Source organism: Bacillus sp. S14(2024) (assembly GCF_050473785.1).
GTDB classification, from domain to species: Bacteria; Bacillota; Bacilli; order Bacillales; family Bacillaceae_G; genus Bacillus_A; species Bacillus_A yunxiaonensis.
Genome location: NZ_JBFLUP010000006.1, coordinates 2,183,938 through 2,199,639, shown reverse-complemented (window position 1 = coordinate 2,199,639; position 15,702 = coordinate 2,183,938). Strand labels below are relative to the sequence as shown.

Here is a 15,702-nt window from a genome sequence, read left to right as displayed (position 1 = left end):
TCTCGATGTTCTAGCTAACATCTGCAAAATTTTTTTGCTTAAAAATGCATCGCGGTTTAAAGCCGTTGCGGGAAATTTCTTTTCATCTAAAATTATGATATCTTAGAATATGGTATATGAAAAATATAAAAAAAATTGATTTTACTTAAGTTTTTCATATAAGAAGGGGGTTTTTTCCATCTATGAATATTAGACAACTGCGATATTTCATAGCAATTGTAGAAGAAAGAAAAATTTCTGCTGCCGCTGAAAGACTTCATATCTCCCAGCCTCCGCTAAGCCAGCACCTGAAAACAATGGAAGATGAATTAGGAACGAAATTAATAGAGAGAAGTGGGAAATTTTTAGAAGTGACGGAAGCAGGAAAAGCCTTATATAAGTATGCGCTACAAATGACTCAGTTAATGGAAGAAGCCAGAATGGAGGTAAAGGAAGTCGGAAACGGGGTAAGTGGAAGACTGACGGTAGGTATCAATACTTTTTCGGTAGCCGGATTACCTGAGTTACTTCACCAATTTCACAAAAAATATCCTAAGGTTACATATAAAGTTCATCAAAATGAATCATCTCATCTTTGTCAATTAGTGAGAGACAGGATTGTAGAGCTGGCGATTATACGATTACCGCTCGAGTTAGATGATTTTTCAACTATCCATCTTTATACAGAACCTTTTTACTTTATTACTTCAAATAAAAAGCATCCTTTTAATCATCAGGTTATGCTTGCTGACATTCAAAACCACCCCCTGATATTACCGAGTACAGAAGGATTGGGAATTCATTATATGATCTTGGAAGCATTTTCGAAAGCTCAACTACATCCGAACATTATTGCCGAGTGCTCTGACATCTCCCTTTTATTAGATTTAGTCGCTTGTAATTTTGGAGAAGCTATTGTTCCGGAAACCGTCATTAAACAATACAAAAACTACAATATCCAGGTTTTCAAAATTACAGATACAGAGCTATCTGCATCTATGGGCTTAATATGGCTGAAGAATCATTATCTATCAAAAACCGCTCAAAACTTTGCAAAACTGTTAACGGGGTACCTCCAGCAAAACACGAATTTACAGCGGTAAGAATATTCCAGCATTCAAAATCCCAATCTCTCAGTGTCATAATTGAGAAATTGGGATTTATTTATTCAACTATATGGCCCGATTGTTGAATACAATGATTGGTATTTTTTAAACAACTTTATTATTTTTCAAATGACTTTATTGTCATTTCACAGTCACATATTAGTTATATGTAATATGTGACATCCTTTATTTTTGATAACTTTTTACGATTTAGGTCTTGATAGCCATTTGTTGCTACTCAACAGCTCCTTAATCCGCCTTTCAGTTCAGATCTTCTTTTCATTTTTCACTATAAAAACGCCCCTTTAGATAAACAGATCCAAAGGGGCAAAACATCGTATCTTCTTTATAAACACCGTGACTTTATTTAAATGATATAATCCTCATATACAGAAAGAGGTGATCGCAATGCCAACATTACTAGATACAGTAAAAAACTTACTCCATGAAAATGAGACGATCCTTTTTTACACACAATGTTCTCTTTCTTTATTTCTGCATAGAGGGCCATCCATGCCAGGAGTAATACTGGCAACAAATAAAAGAATATTATTTGTATATAAGGAGAAAAACAAATTTAATTCTCAAAGATATGAAGAATACTTATATGAACGTATTGGAGAAGTAAAAGAACATCCTTATTTCTTCAGCTCTCATATGTCTATTTACTACAACGATGATTGGGTACGTTTTGAAAAAATATACGATCAAAATATAAGAAAACAACTTTGTTCAATCATACAACAGCAAATTGTAAGTAGCTCATTAACATAGGATTACAAGTTTCAATCAAAATCAACAAATGATGCGATTATTATCAATTACAGCCATTGCGATTGTTAGTTTTTTATTTATACCTATAATCGCTTATGTACGGATAATTATTGCTTATGTGATGCAATGGATTGCTTTAGGGGCTGGTTATATGTTAAATCCGCTCTTTCTATCAGCTGAACTTAGTCATAAAGCCGATTCTTTAAATAGCAAATTAAATAAAGGTGACGCACCACCTCCCCCACTTCCAGAAAAATATAATCCATTAAATTTACAATCTATCACAGTTTTTATTATCATAATTATCGCTATATATGTAATGTGGAAAATATTTAAGAAACGACATGAAATAAACTTTGGGCGTATAACTTCCTACGAACCTATCATTGTTACATCAGAACAAGGGAGAATACAAAAGCGAGACCGAAAGTTACGACCACCAAACAATGCAATTCGCAAAGAAATTTTTAATTTGGAAAAGAAACTAAAACCACCATTAAATCGGCTACGCGGTGAAACAGTTGAACAATGGATGAAAAGACTTTATAGAGACGAAGAGGTCTCCATTCAATTTGATGTGATTATCGATGCATATAACGCTACAAGGTATGCAAATCGTGATGATACTGAACTTCTCCAGAAATTTAAAAGAGAAGTTCATACATTATACAAATATCGAAAATGAGTGAAAGAAAAAAATAAGCTTGAATCTCAATACTACTAAAAACCTCGACTTCTCCTACTGGAGTCATCGAGGTTTTTAGTAGTATGATAAGGGTAATATAAATTCGGTTCCCCCTATCATGCTATTTTCTCTTATATTTTTTGCTTACATAATAAAAGAAGAGCACCTTATGTGCTCTTCTTTTATTATTATTCATATTAATGTAGCAAGATGCTGCTTTGCATCGTATTCCTCTAAACTTTCCCCATGTTTAACACGATGAACAAAATCCGGATTAGAAATCAATGGTCTACCAAATGCCGCTACATCAATTGTACCTTCTTGTAGTGCTTCTTCTGCCTCTTTTGGATTTAAATTCCCAACTCCTACAATTATACCATCCCAATATTTACGAACTAATTGATGTAAGTTTTTTCCGTCAGCTATAACTTGCGTATAATTCATTGTTGAAGGATGAATCATCGTTAATCCTACTTCATAGAACATCTCTACGAAAGTTTGAATTGCTGCTTCAGGATTTTCCCACATGTAGCTAGGGTTATCACCTTTAAATGCCGAAAAACGAATAAGCGTTTTATCTGCACCAATCGCACTTATAACGGCTTGCAATACTTCTTTCATAAATGTTAACCTTTGTTTTAAATCTCCGCCATATTGATCATTTCGATGATTCGCAAATTCATAAGCAAATTGATCAATTAAATACCCATGTGCCCCATGAATTTCTACCCCATCGAAGCCTGCTTCTATCGCATTCCTAGCAGCTTGTGCATACTGTTCGATAGTCTCTTGAATTTCTTCTACTGTCATCGCTTCTGGCGTATCAAAAGGCTTCCGAAAACGTGGGACATTTCCTTGTGCCGCAATAGCTGAAGGTGCTTGTGGTAAGAATCCACCTGTTAGTTCATGATGGCTCATACGTCCTACATGCCATATTTGCGCAATAATTGTTCCACCTTCTTCATGTACTGCATCTGTTACTGACTTCCAAGAATCAATTTGCTCCTCGGTATAAATACCTGGGACACCTGGATTCCCCTTCGCTCTTGGGCTAATTACTATTCCTTCTGTAATAATTAGACCAACACCATCTGCCGCACGTTTCCGGTAATACTCGGCTACATCAGCTCCAACTACCCCTGTCTCATCATTAGCAAAACAACGCGTCATCGGTGCCATTGCCACACGATTACGAAGAGACCAAGCTCCAATTTGAATCGGATCAAATAACTTTGTTTCTTCCACGTTTTGAAATGATCCCCAATTGGTTATATTCGTGCCTTCATAGATACTGGCTATTTTATTATTTGAATTTGTCATCTTTCTTCCCCCTTAATTAAAAATTTCGCTTACATTTCATTAAAAGATAGAAATTGTCTATAACCGTATCATAATTTTTCACAAACTAGTGCGTCAATTTATACGCTCTCCTTGTTATTACCCTTATAATGGTTTTCCATCAAAAGCTTTTATATCTAATGGTGCAACTAAAAATTGATTTGCTTTGCCAACAAACGAAGTGAAATGCTCACTCTTATTGTGATTAGCAACTACTTCTGCATTTTCCCATACCTCTACCATTGTATAGACATTTTCTTTTTCGGTATCCTTATACAAATCATAAGACATATTTCCACTTTCTTTTCTTGACCCACTAATTAGCGGCTGAATCTCATCTAAAAACGCTTCTTGTTTTGCTGGATCCACATGAAATTTAGCATGAATTATAATCATAGTACTGTCTCCTCTCACTTTTCTACTTGTATTTATATATAAAAAAGTCAATCACGCAAATGATGAAACCTTGTGCTCTTCTATCAATTACTTCCACTGAGCAATTTTATCAATTGGAAGGCGAACTGATGGGTAACCACTGTTAGCTGCTTTTCCAATTGATATTAACATAACTGGTACATAACGATCCTTATCTAAGCCAAATACCTCTGCAACTTTGTCTTTTTCATATCCACCGATTGGACATGTATCGTATCCGTGAGCACGAGCTGAAAGCATAAGTTGCATCGCTGCAAGACCCCCATCAATTAAAACTACGTCTTTCATATCTTCTCGAGAAATTGTTGAGAAATAACCTTTAAGCTTCTCCATTTGACTTTCTTTTACGTCTAAAGGCATATATCCAAGTTCAACTGATTTACTGTAAATTTCTTCACCATTTTCAAAATTATTCAAATCACCAAAAACAGCAATCATTGCTGCTGAAGTTTCCACTTGACGTTGATTAAATTTAGCAAGCGGAGCAAGCTTTGCTTTTCCTTCAGCACTATCAATTACTAAGAAGCGCCATGGTTGCATATTTACAGAAGATGGTGCAAGAGTTGCTTCTGTAAGGATCTCTGTCATTTCTTCTTTACTAATTTTCACAGTAGGATCGTAATTTCGAATAGAACGTCGACCTGTTATAATTTCTGTAAAATTATTTGTTTTTTGTGTGTTAATCATAGTTGAATGCTCCCTTTTTCTGTCTAATAATGATATTAGAATTCTTTTATATTTTTTTGAATGCGATTTAACATATTTAGAAGGTTATCCCGTTCTTCTTCGTTAAAATCCTTTAACACAGAAGTGGCAAATCGCTCTTTTTCCTCTTGAAAGGAATGAATTTTATTCCGACCAGCATCCGTTAAACTAACAAGGGTTATTCGATTATCATTCGGATTTTTACGTCTTGTAATCATTTCGTTCGCTTCAAGTTGCTTTAAATGTCGGGTAATTGCTGCATTGTCAATATTGATTTCTTTTTGAAGTGCCTTTTGACTTATTTCATCTACTAGATAAAGTTGATGTAAAAGTTCCAATCTAGACTGGCTAATCCCCGTACAACCTTCGAATTTCGAACTAATGTCCTTATTGAGGAAATGTAATTTATATAAAATAACCGCTTCCTTTGAACATGAATCGCTCAAATTACCACCCCTTTTTAGGCTGCCTAAAAATTTGATGCATCAATAGTTGATACATCAAATAATATACTTGAGTTTTATTTGAAAAGCAATAATTTTGTTTTTATCCTCTTTTAAATGAGCAGTTATCCTCTCTCCTGCTCAAAATTATATTTACTATTCCCTCTGCTCACCAGAATTATCATTCAACTATATTTCCGCATGTACAGTTTAGAATCGGATGTCTTTTATGCTAGACAAAACAATAATACACTCTTCTTATTCTCCTCTGACCTATATCCAATTTTTAAAAGATAGGATTTCACAAAAAGAGACTGCCCCAAAAGGCACATATGTACCTTTTGGGGCAGTCTCTTTTTGTTTGAAATTATACGTAACCTTAACCGTACTGAGCCATCTTTCTTTTAGCTTGTCACAATATGTTCTACACACTGCGGTAAATGATCTAGCTTTGTTTTTAAAAAGGCAGGCTGCATATTAAAACGATTGATTTCCTCTAGTGGAACCCATTGAAACTCAAATTCTCGTCCGCCATCTTCTCTTATAAAAGAACCCGTTTTTGGAATAGAACAACCTGTTAAATGTGTTTCATAATAAAAGCCTATTTCATGAAACTCATGATTATCATAAGTAAAAAACTTCTCAACAATCCACATTAATCGTTTTACATTTGCATCCACTTCTAATTCTTCTTTCAGCTCTCTTTTAAGAGCAGACTCACTACTTTCAAGCATTTGAACTCGTCCGCCAGGTAGACACCAAAAGTTATCTCCCTTCCCACGATGAAGAAGAACCTTTCCATTTTCAATACACACAGCTGCTACTCGATAATTAAAACGTTTCCCATCCTCTGTAAAAACAATATCCATCCCGATCCCCCCTATCTAATAAATAAAAACCCACAAATTCCATTATAAGAAATTTGTGGGTTTTTTTCTAATTATTCAAAAAAACCTTTTGCAACTTCTCTCGCGTGTGCCATTGCTTTTTCTTTAATATTCTCTGCCTCATCCGGCATTTGATTCATACCTTCTACAATAATAGATTGTACATCTTCAATTCCAACAAAGCCCATAATCGCTCGAAGATAACGATCTCCAAATTCTACTTCTGTTGCTGGCCCTTCTGAATATATACCACCGCGCGCTTGAATATGAACGGCCCTTTTACCAGATAACAAGCCAACAGGACCTTCTGCTGTATACTTGAATGTTTTTCCTGCCATACAAATTGTGTCAATATATGCTTTCATAAGCGGTGGAAAGCTAAAATTCCACATCGGTGTTACAAATATATATCTATCCGCTTCTACAAACTGATCTGTTAATTTATTAATTGCAGCAATCTTACTTTGCTCTTCTGTAGAAAGATTTTCAAACGCTGTCCCTTTTTGTAGCTTTCCCCATCCATTAAGTACATCCGCATCAATATATGGAATATGAGTTTTGTACAAATCAAGATCAATAATTTCATCATTTGGAGCCTCGTGACGATATGCTTCTAAAAAAGCTTGTCCAACTGTAAGTCCATACGATTGATCAGTTGGTTTCGGATTTGCGGTAATGTATAGAACTTTACTCACTTGTTATCCTTCCTTTCGAAATATAAATTCAACCCTCCTTATATTGCCTTTTATCTTGATTTTTATTAATAATTTTGTATCCGTTAGAAAGAATCCTCTTGAAGGTGGGGTTTTCTTGGCAATTTTTCTATAAATGTTTTATAAATAACACTCGACTTCCACCTTGTCCATCATAATTTGTATGTACAGATACACCCTCTATTTCACTATCACCTTTTTCAATATCAAACCCTACATCACGATGAAATTGAATGGATTTTTGATTAACAGGAGATGTTACTGCTTTTACAACGTGACGACCATTGGAACGAACGGCATCAAAAAAGGAGGAATACAGTGCTGATGCAATCCCTTGTCTTCTAAATTTCGGATTTACACCAATAAAATGAACGTATGCCTCGTCCTCAAAAGTTTGCGAGAAAAAACCACATAAAAATCCTGCAATTTCATGATCTTTTTCAATAATATAACTAGTGTCTTGAAAATGAACAAAAAAGAGCTTTGGCAGCATGTCTGCCATCTGTCTCCCGCCCCACCAATCATTCATAACAGACTTAATGATAGTATAATCCTCTGGCGTAATTTTTCTAATATGCATATGTCATGTCCTCTCATTTCTCACTTAATATTTACGTTATTCGACATGGAGGTGTGCTTTCCTTTATAGCTTAGAAATTCAGCTTTGGAGGTTCATATCAGCATATGCGATAATACAATTAAAACAAATGAAGTTAGGTGAAAAGTGTGCAAATGAAACCTTCTTTTGGCGATAAAAAACAGGATATAGAATACACCTCACGTCCGAGCTCCTATGCCATTATTTTCAAAGAAAATACCAATAAAATAGCAATCATTCAAAAAGGAGTAAGATATTTTTTACCGGGCGGCGGAATAGAAAATAATGAAACAAAAGAAAACTGCTTACACCGTGAATTATTAGAGGAATTAGGCTGGGAAATTGAGGTACACCACTATATCGGAAATGCCGAGCGCTACTTTTATGCCGAAAAAGAAGATATACATTATTTAAATGATGGCCATTTTTACATATGCAGCAAAATACGAGAACATCATGTTCCTATTGGAGATGATCACATCTTATATTGGGTATCTTCTTCTGAAGCACAGCAACTTCTTGTTCACGATCATCAACAATGGGCCGTGAAGCAAGCAATCTTATTATGCAAACAAAAATGACCACTCCTCTCAGGACGTGGTCACTTTTCATACTAACTTACCTTTTTTAAATTGAGTGCCGGCTTTTTCACTGTTCCTTTTTTCACAACATATAATCCAGCGAAAATAACAAGTCCACCAAACAATTGCATAATGTTCACCTGTTCGCCTATCGTTACAGCTGCAAATATAACCGCGAATAATGGAACAAGATACATATAAACCATTACTTTTGTTGAACCAATTTTACTAATTCCAACGTACCACATTGCAAGCCCAAAAATCGTTGCAAATACAATAGAATATCCTAAAGATCCCCAACTCAGCATATCAGTCGGCCATGTTAAGGAGTCTACATTCATAAAGCAATATAAAACAAGCGGAACAATTCCTAATAATGTTGACCAAGCAGTTACTCGCATAGCAGAATATTTCGTAATTAGCGGCTGAGCAAGAATCGGATACCAGCCCCATGCGATCGACGCAACTAATCCTATTATATTTCCAAGCCAAGCGTATTCATATGTAGACTGATTCGTATGTCCTGTTAATAGCACAAGCGCTGCCCCGCAAAAAGAAAGCATAGATCCGATTTGTATTTTCAGAGAAAAACGTTCTTGTTTATGCAATACAGCTAAAATTCCCGTAAAGATTGGTGACATTGCAATTAGTAATGAAGCGTTCGTCGCAGATGTATATTTTACTGAAAGCATAAACAAAGTTTGATATAAAGTTGTCCCAACAATACCAACCACTAGAAGTCTCATCCAGTCTTTTCTCTCTATACGTAATGAACGTTCCATAATAAAAGTGATAAGTAGCAAAATTGGTGATGCAACTAAAAATCGCATACTATTAAATTGAATGGATGACATATATGTCACGCCGTATTTTCCTATCGTATAGTTTGCTCCCCATACTAAAGCAACTGACATTAGAAGCCATTCCATTTGCCTTTGTTTCATCCAAATCTCCCCTTCCTTATTTAGCATAGTAAAATTGGGCCGTTGGCACACCGTCCAATTGGCTGTTTTTTCACCCATCCAATTTGTTATAATGATGATAATGAAGGAATAAGGAGACATTACAATGAAATGGAAGTTAGATTCAGATAGTAAAATTCCGATCTATCAACAAGTTGTCGATTATATTGAAAGACGTATTATGTACGGAGAGCTTCCACCTGGAAGTTTTCTCCCTTCAGAACGTAAGCTAGCAGAGCAACTTCAAGTGAATCGAAGTACAATTACAACAGCCTATAACGAACTACGTGCAATGGGAATTGTTGAAAGCACAACAGGAAAAGGAACAAGGGTCAGTACACAGATGTGGGGTGTATCTCCGAAATTCGCACCAAATTGGAGAGGATTTGTGGAAGGCGGGACGTTTTTGCCTAACTTACCACTTCTTCGCTACATTCGTGAGCAAGTGCAGCAAAATGAAAATATCATTGACTTTGCAAACGGTGAGCTTGGATGTGATTTGTTTCCGCATCACCAATTACAAGCAATTTTACGCGAACAACCGTTAACACAATCATTAAGCTACGATCATCCACAAGGCTACCTCCCTTTACGAAAAATTGTAGCTAAATATATGAAGGAACATTTACAAATTGATGCAACTGAACAATCGATTATGATTACTTCTGGTGCACAACAAGCACTGCACCTTATTGTGCAATGTTTATTAAATCCAGGCGATGCAGTAGCATTTGAAAGCCCGTCGCATTGTTATTCCTTACCGCTTTTCCAATCGGCAGGCATTCGTATTTTCCCATTACCTGTCGATGAACATGGCATTCATCCAGACGATGTACATGAACTTTATCGAAAGCACCGAATTAAAATGATTTTCTTAAATCCCAATTATCAAAATCCAACAGGGACACTCCTTCATCCAAAAAGAAGGGAAACACTTCTATCCTTATGTGCCGATTTACGAATTCCAATTGTTGAAGATGATCCTTCTAGCTTATTAACATTAGAAAATAAAGAACAAGCATGTTCAACTTTAAAATCAATTGATACGAACGGAACAGTCATTTATGTTCATTCTCTATCTAAAATGATTGCACCAGGATTACGAATCGGCTGGCTCGTTGCTCCGCAGTCCGTTGTTGAACGACTATCAGATGCGAGGCACCAAATGGAGTTAGGCTTAAGTATCTTTCCGCAATGGCTTATGCAACAATTTTTTGAAACAGTTCCGTTTGAAACACACTTACAAAAGCTACGCTATGAATTATTACAAAAAAGAAATGTACTAGTAGACGCATTACAATGCTCATTACAGAAAGAACTCTCATTTCCCATGCCAACAGGTGGAATTTACATATGGGGAAAATTGAAACAACCTGTTCAAGAAAAGCAGCTGATTATGCAGAGTTTAAAACAACAAGTTGCCTTTATGCCTGGCAGTATTTTCGGTGCAGAAGATGGTTATATTCGTCTATCATACGGAAAAGTAGATATAAACTATATTACTGAAGGGGTCTCTCGACTTCAAAAAGCAATCAATTTTTGTTATTCGTAAAGGCTTCCAACATTACGATTGGAAGCCTTTCGATTTATACCAATTTGGGATATAAGATGTAAATCCGTAATGATCATCTATAATCATATTCAAACGTTTTTTCATTATATCAACACGATTTGGGGTCATTTTATAAGACCATACAATATCCGATGGAAAAATCATTGCAGCATATAGTGTGTATAGCTTCCAAAAATATTACTTCGTTTACCTTGATTCCCCCTAAAATATGTACATACCATTCGATATCTGATATACACTCGTATTTTCCTTGCCTCCTTGAAACTCTACAGCAAATGGTATCTCCCCGCAGTTCTGTAATTGATTCTGAACTACTCCATTCCCTATCGGTTCACAAAATTGAATTGTTATTTTCCCAAGAGAAAAACTTCGAAATACCGCATTCCACTCTTTATCTATTTTTGATGTACTCATTTCTATTTGCAATAACTCTTCCCATAGTTTGCTTGTTTCATTTACATTATTAACAGCATAAAACACCGTTTTCATTCCAATTACATTATTGTCATGAAGTGAAATCGCTCCTTTTTTCTGTAAATCTGTTCTTCTATTTTGATCCGATTCACCCCACTCAATAAAAAACGGGAATCTAGGACCACTATCTTCCTGTTCAATGAATAGCATTTTCCAACTTAATAGAGTACCATCTTCCCTTAAACGTTTTCCCTCAAACGGACCATTTATACGAAACCCCTTTTCCAACAATTTCTTAGCAAGCTCCTCCATATGTTCTGTACGCAGTGCAATTTGGATCATCCCTTCTCCTTTTTGCAACTTATGAACAGTTTGCTGAATGAGGGGATTCTCTGCCCTGTTTGCAACTTCATTGTTCTGAACAGCTAAAAACTCAATATACGCTAAATCAAAATAACATAAGCTATTATATGTCCCCCAATTCGTATGCTCTCCCCCTGGAACTGTATGAAATCCGAGTACTTTCATTTGATTTATTACATCAGCTGGAGAGCATTGAACTACGTGAACAAGATGATCAAACTGTAACATCTTCTCACCATCCTTACTTTTAATTATTTTTAGTGTATTACTTTTCATTTATTTCTTGCAATTCAAAATTTTAATAAAAACCCAGTTGATTTATACGATTAATGTGTATTATAATAAAAAAATTAGAATATGATAAAGCTGATTGGAAAACCAAAGGCTCTTTTCTCACTAGAGAAAGGAGCCTTTTTTATTTTATCTTGCTACTTTTGGACAGTAAGACCCCACCTTAAGATTTTGAGAAGTCACAGGAAATAGATGGGATATAACCGCCCGTAAAAACTTGATTGATTCAACTAACCATTAGTAGAGGATAAAGAATCTCCACTGATGGAAATTTCGCTTTATTATAAACGGAGGTTTTAAACATGCAAAAATTAATTGTCTTTGCCATCATTGGTTTTTTTGCTCAACTCATTGATGGAGCTTTAGGAATGGCATATGGAGTAACGTCTTCCTCATTATTACTCATGTTTGGAATTGTACCCGCTGTTGCTTCAGCATCTGTTCATTTAGCCGAAGTTGTTACAACTGCCGCATCCGGCATCTCACATATCCGATTTGGAAATGTCGATAAATATATCGTTTCAAGACTGACATTACCAGGTGCAATTGGCGCTTTTGTAGGTGCTTGCTTTTTAAGTAACTTACCAGGAAATTTAATCAAACCGTATATTTCAATATTTTTATTCGCGTTAGGTGTATATATCTTATTAAGATTTATTTTACAAAAACAAGTTGTTCAAACAAATAACAAACGTCTGTCTGGTAAGCAATTAATTCCACTTGGCCTTTTTGCAGGTTTTGTAGATTCAACAGGCGGTGGAGGCTGGGGACCTATTACTACTCCTGTTTTACTTGCACGCGGTAATGAAGCAAGAAAAGTTGTAGGTTCTGTAGATACGAGTGAATTTCCTGTCTCATTAGCTGCCACATTGGGATTTTTCATTTCTCTTGGCTGGGCACAAGTCAGTTGGTTTTGGGTATCTGCTCTTATGCTTGGCGGTATCATTGCAGCACCAATTGCTGCATGGCTAGTACGAATTGTTCCTTCTCATTTACTTGGAGTACTTGTCGGAGGACTCATTATTTTCACCAATATCCGTACGCTATTAACAACTTTTAAAGTAAATCAAGATATAATATTTCTTGCTTACATTGCAATAGGTCTTGTCGTTACAATCGCACTGATTATTACGATTCGTAATCAATCACAACATACAAACAAAAAAATTGTATATAACAAACAAAAACAAGTTTCCCCATAAAGGGAAGCTCGTTTTTGTTTTAGTCTCCTCTTCGACAATATATTTTGTCGAAATTTATTTGTCTCAATTTTCTGTTAATTTTAAAGGATTTTTTGAAACATAATGCGAAACTATTGTATAACCTTTTTCATCGGGAGGTTACTTATTACATATTTTTTAGGATCGGGACGAATTTTGAAAGCGCTTTTCCAAAATAACCATTCTTTTTCTCTTTTTTTCTACAAAAAAATCCTTGCAATATTCTCAGAAAATCATTACAATTGCGATATATTAAAAATCATAGCAATAGAGAAATCCTCATCAATCCGATGAGGTAGAGGTTGCGGCTTTTATTAGTAGTCCGGACGAGACACAGAGAACGTCAATAACTCCGAATGAAAGGAAAAGCTGCCGAAGTTTATACTTCTTCTCTGGAAGTATATGCTGGGGCTGTTTTCGAATAGGAACAGAACTGTCACGTTTACAAAATTACCGTGTAAGCGTGGGGCGCTATCTTAACGGAAGGTATGATGGGGTGGTTATTTTTGAAATGCTCCGCTAAAGTCCTTTGGCGGTTTTTTTTATTCCCCCCGCTCCTTCCTATCTTACAAGAAAAGGAGTGTTGAAAATGAATGGCGCAACTACAAAAGTTACCTCTACGTCTACAAATCAATCTGCACAAACACATGGCGAGCTAAAACGCGGATTGAAATCTCGCCATCTTACAATGATTTCACTTGGTGGTACAATCGGAACAGGTTTATTCCTAGCAAGCGGTGGTGTTGTCCACACGGCTGGTCCTGGCGGTGCTCTCGTCGCCTATGCTGCAATTGGTATTATGGTATATTTTTTAATGACAAGTTTAGCAGAATTAGCATCGTACATTCCTGTAGCAGGATCATTTAGCACCTACGCAACAAGATTTGTTGACCCATCTCTTGGGTTTGCATTAGGTTGGAACTACTGGTATAACTGGGCTATCACGATTGCAGCTGAACTCTCTGCAGTTACATTAATTATGAAGTTTTGGTTCCCAAATACCTCTTCCCTGCTTTGGAGTGGGATTTGTTTAGCTATTATGTTCCTTTTAAATTATTTATCTGTCAAAGGATTTGGGGAAGCTGAATACTGGTTTGCACTTATTAAAGTTGTAACTGTTATTGCCTTTTTAATCGTCGGTTTTCTTATGATTTTCGGTATTATGGGTGGAGAGCCTGTTGGTTTTAAAAACTTCACAGTTGCAGATGCACCGTTTAGCGGCGGCTTCATGGCAATCATCGGTGTATTTATGGCAGCTGGATTTTCATTCCAAGGAACAGAATTATTAGGAGTTGCGGCTGGTGAAACTAAAGATCCACAACGCAGTATTCCAAAAGCAATTCGCAGCATCTTTTGGCGAATTCTACTGTTCTATATTTTAGCAATTCTTGTAATTGGTTTACTCATTCCATATACAGACAAAAACCTTGCAGCAAGTGATGTGACAGTAAGTCCATTTACACTTGTATTCGCTAAAGCAGGTGTTGCCTTCGCGGCATCAGTAATGAACGCCGTTATTTTAACAGCTGTTCTGTCTGCTGGTAACTCTGGTATGTATGCAGCATCACGTATGCTTTGGGATCTAGCAAACCAAGGTAAAGCACCTAAATTTTTAGGAAAACTAAATAGTCGTGGTATACCTGTAAATGCATTGATTGCAACATCATTAGTTGGATGTGCTGCTTTCTTAGCTTCTTTATTCGGTGATGGCGTGGTCTACGTATGGCTCTTAAATGCTTCTGGTATGTCAGGCTTCATCGCTTGGATCGGAATTGCGATTAGTCACTATCGTTTCCGCAAGGCATACATTGCACAAGGAAAAGACTTAAATGACTTACCATATAAAGCAAAATGGTTCCCATTCGGTCCTATCTTTGCATTTGCATTATGTGTAATCGTTATTCTTGGTCAAAACTACGGTGCATTTACGGGAAAATCGATTGACTGGAACGGTGTACTCGTTTCATATATTGGCCTACCTCTTTTCTTAATACTTTGGCTAGGTTATAAATTTACAAAGAAAACAAAAGTCATTCCATTAGATAAATGTGAACTTTAAAAATAACAACCTATCAAGTCATTTTATCAAGACCTAAATTCAAAAAAACTTAAAATATAAAGGACCTAACATATTATATATGACTAATATGTTAGGTCCTTTTATTTTTGGTAATGATTTTTGAAACCAAATTCGAATAATACTTTTCTCTAGTTAGATAGAAATAAAGCATCATAAACGGTCGTTTATGGTGCTATCGAATTTCCTAAAAGTATCTTTGAAACAGGGAAATTATTCTTCCATTTTTTCTGCAATCGCCAAATTACGTAAATAATCCAATAAAGGTTGCACTTCCTGTGGAGCTGTTACATCGGTAAATGAAAAGGATTTTGACTCTTTTCCATCTTCTATCCTTAGCTGATAAGAAAAAGCATCGGCTCCTTTGGTTGTAACAACCTCTAATTCACTCGGTTTGAGATTAAAAATATTAGCTTGCTTGATTAAATCAAGTAATTCCTTAGCTATTTCCTTTGGTAATTCGACCGTATTTGTCTGAAAGGTTAAGTGGAGATTAGCGATCCCCCCAATGCAGCTAAACTGGATATGCATATTAATATTAAGCCTCCAATTCATGAT

17 protein-coding genes, 1 pseudogene and 1 riboswitch are annotated in these 15,702 nt (G+C 35.9%); of the genes and pseudogenes, 7 read left to right on the top strand and 11 right to left on the bottom strand.

Going from position 1 to position 15,702, the window contains the following annotated elements:
• Positions 1-182 precede the first annotated feature (182 nt).
• From AB1279_RS11480 to AB1279_RS11470, 3 genes are all read left to right on the top strand, one after another.
• A complete protein-coding gene (locus AB1279_RS11480; RefSeq protein ID WP_429757448.1) occupies positions 183-1,082 on the top strand; it encodes a LysR family transcriptional regulator in 900 nt (299 codons plus the stop codon).
• A gap of 411 nt (positions 1,083-1,493) precedes the next feature.
• Positions 1,494-1,859 (top strand): PH domain-containing protein, encoded by a 366-nt coding sequence (locus tag AB1279_RS11475; protein ID WP_429757449.1) that lies wholly within the window; start codon positions 1,494-1,496, stop codon positions 1,857-1,859.
• 1 nt (position 1,860) lies between these two features.
• The gene (locus AB1279_RS11470) at positions 1,861-2,544 is read left to right on the top strand and encodes a DUF4018 domain-containing protein (protein ID WP_429757453.1); all 684 of its coding nucleotides are present in this window, start codon (positions 1,861-1,863) and stop codon (positions 2,542-2,544) included.
• 192 nt (positions 2,545-2,736) lie between these two features.
• On the opposite strand, the gene AB1279_RS11465 is transcribed toward AB1279_RS11470, so the two are convergent.
• The 7 genes from AB1279_RS11465 to AB1279_RS11435 form a co-directional block, all read right to left on the bottom strand.
• Positions 2,737-3,864, bottom strand: coding sequence for an alkene reductase (locus AB1279_RS11465; RefSeq protein ID WP_429757450.1), 1,128 nt, complete (start codon positions 3,862-3,864; stop codon positions 2,737-2,739).
• Positions 3,865-3,987: 123 nt separating this feature from the next.
• The gene (locus AB1279_RS11460; protein ID WP_429757451.1) at positions 3,988-4,278 is read right to left on the bottom strand and encodes a putative quinol monooxygenase; all 291 of its coding nucleotides are present in this window, start codon (positions 4,276-4,278) and stop codon (positions 3,988-3,990) included.
• Positions 4,279-4,365: 87 nt separating this feature from the next.
• On the bottom strand, positions 4,366-5,004 hold the full coding sequence (locus AB1279_RS11455) for a nitroreductase family protein (RefSeq protein ID WP_429758838.1): 639 nt from the start codon (positions 5,002-5,004) through the stop codon (positions 4,366-4,368).
• Between the two features lie 35 nt (positions 5,005-5,039).
• Positions 5,040-5,468, bottom strand: a complete 429-nt coding sequence (locus AB1279_RS11450) for a MarR family winged helix-turn-helix transcriptional regulator (protein WP_429758837.1) — start codon at positions 5,466-5,468, stop codon at positions 5,040-5,042.
• Positions 5,469-5,869: 401 nt separating this feature from the next.
• Positions 5,870-6,334 carry an NUDIX hydrolase gene (locus AB1279_RS11445; RefSeq protein ID WP_429758836.1) on the bottom strand — a complete coding sequence of 155 codons (465 nt, stop codon included), beginning with the start codon at positions 6,332-6,334 and terminating at the stop codon, positions 5,870-5,872.
• A 71-nt stretch (positions 6,335-6,405) separates the two neighbouring features.
• Entirely contained in the window at positions 6,406-7,047 is a 642-nt protein-coding gene (locus AB1279_RS11440; RefSeq protein WP_429758835.1) for an FMN-dependent NADH-azoreductase, read from the bottom strand.
• 127 nt (positions 7,048-7,174) lie between these two features.
• The gene (locus AB1279_RS11435; RefSeq protein WP_429758833.1) at positions 7,175-7,645 is read right to left on the bottom strand and encodes an N-acetyltransferase family protein; all 471 of its coding nucleotides are present in this window, start codon (positions 7,643-7,645) and stop codon (positions 7,175-7,177) included.
• A gap of 146 nt (positions 7,646-7,791) precedes the next feature.
• On the opposite strand from AB1279_RS11435, the gene AB1279_RS11430 reads away from it, so the two are divergent.
• A complete protein-coding gene (locus tag AB1279_RS11430) occupies positions 7,792-8,244 on the top strand; it encodes an NUDIX hydrolase (protein WP_429758832.1) in 453 nt (150 codons plus the stop codon).
• A gap of 32 nt (positions 8,245-8,276) precedes the next feature.
• Here the strand turns inward: AB1279_RS11430 and AB1279_RS11425 are convergent, their stop codons facing one another.
• Entirely contained in the window at positions 8,277-9,188 is a 912-nt protein-coding gene (locus AB1279_RS11425; RefSeq protein ID WP_429758831.1) for a DMT family transporter, read from the bottom strand.
• 124 nt (positions 9,189-9,312) lie between these two features.
• Here AB1279_RS11425 and AB1279_RS11420 point away from each other — a divergent pair, with 124 nt between their 5' ends.
• On the top strand, positions 9,313-10,758 hold the full coding sequence (locus AB1279_RS11420; RefSeq protein ID WP_429758830.1) for a PLP-dependent aminotransferase family protein: 1,446 nt from the start codon (positions 9,313-9,315) through the stop codon (positions 10,756-10,758).
• 12 nt (positions 10,759-10,770) lie between these two features.
• Here AB1279_RS11420 and AB1279_RS11415 read toward each other — a convergent pair.
• Both AB1279_RS11415 and AB1279_RS11410 read right to left on the bottom strand, forming a co-directional pair.
• Positions 10,771-10,956, bottom strand: a pseudogene (locus AB1279_RS11415) (aminoglycoside phosphotransferase family protein); the annotation flags it as partial.
• A gap of 24 nt (positions 10,957-10,980) precedes the next feature.
• Positions 10,981-11,784, bottom strand: a complete 804-nt coding sequence (locus AB1279_RS11410) for a VOC family protein (protein WP_429758828.1) — start codon at positions 11,782-11,784, stop codon at positions 10,981-10,983.
• Positions 11,785-12,149: 365 nt separating this feature from the next.
• On the opposite strand from AB1279_RS11410, the gene AB1279_RS11405 reads away from it, so the two are divergent.
• Positions 12,150-13,049, top strand: a complete 900-nt coding sequence (locus AB1279_RS11405) for a sulfite exporter TauE/SafE family protein (RefSeq protein ID WP_429758826.1) — start codon at positions 12,150-12,152, stop codon at positions 13,047-13,049.
• A 306-nt stretch (positions 13,050-13,355) separates the two neighbouring features.
• Positions 13,356-13,549: riboswitch (Lysine riboswitch) on the top strand.
• A 107-nt stretch (positions 13,550-13,656) separates the two neighbouring features.
• Positions 13,657-15,126: an amino acid permease gene (locus AB1279_RS11400; protein ID WP_429758824.1), complete on the top strand. Its 1,470-nt coding sequence runs from the start codon at positions 13,657-13,659 to the stop codon at positions 15,124-15,126.
• Between the two features lie 231 nt (positions 15,127-15,357).
• Here AB1279_RS11400 and AB1279_RS11395 read toward each other — a convergent pair whose 3' ends face one another.
• On the bottom strand, positions 15,358-15,675 hold the full coding sequence (locus AB1279_RS11395) for a protealysin inhibitor emfourin (RefSeq protein ID WP_429758823.1): 318 nt from the start codon (positions 15,673-15,675) through the stop codon (positions 15,358-15,360).
• Positions 15,676-15,702: the final 27 nt, after the last annotated feature.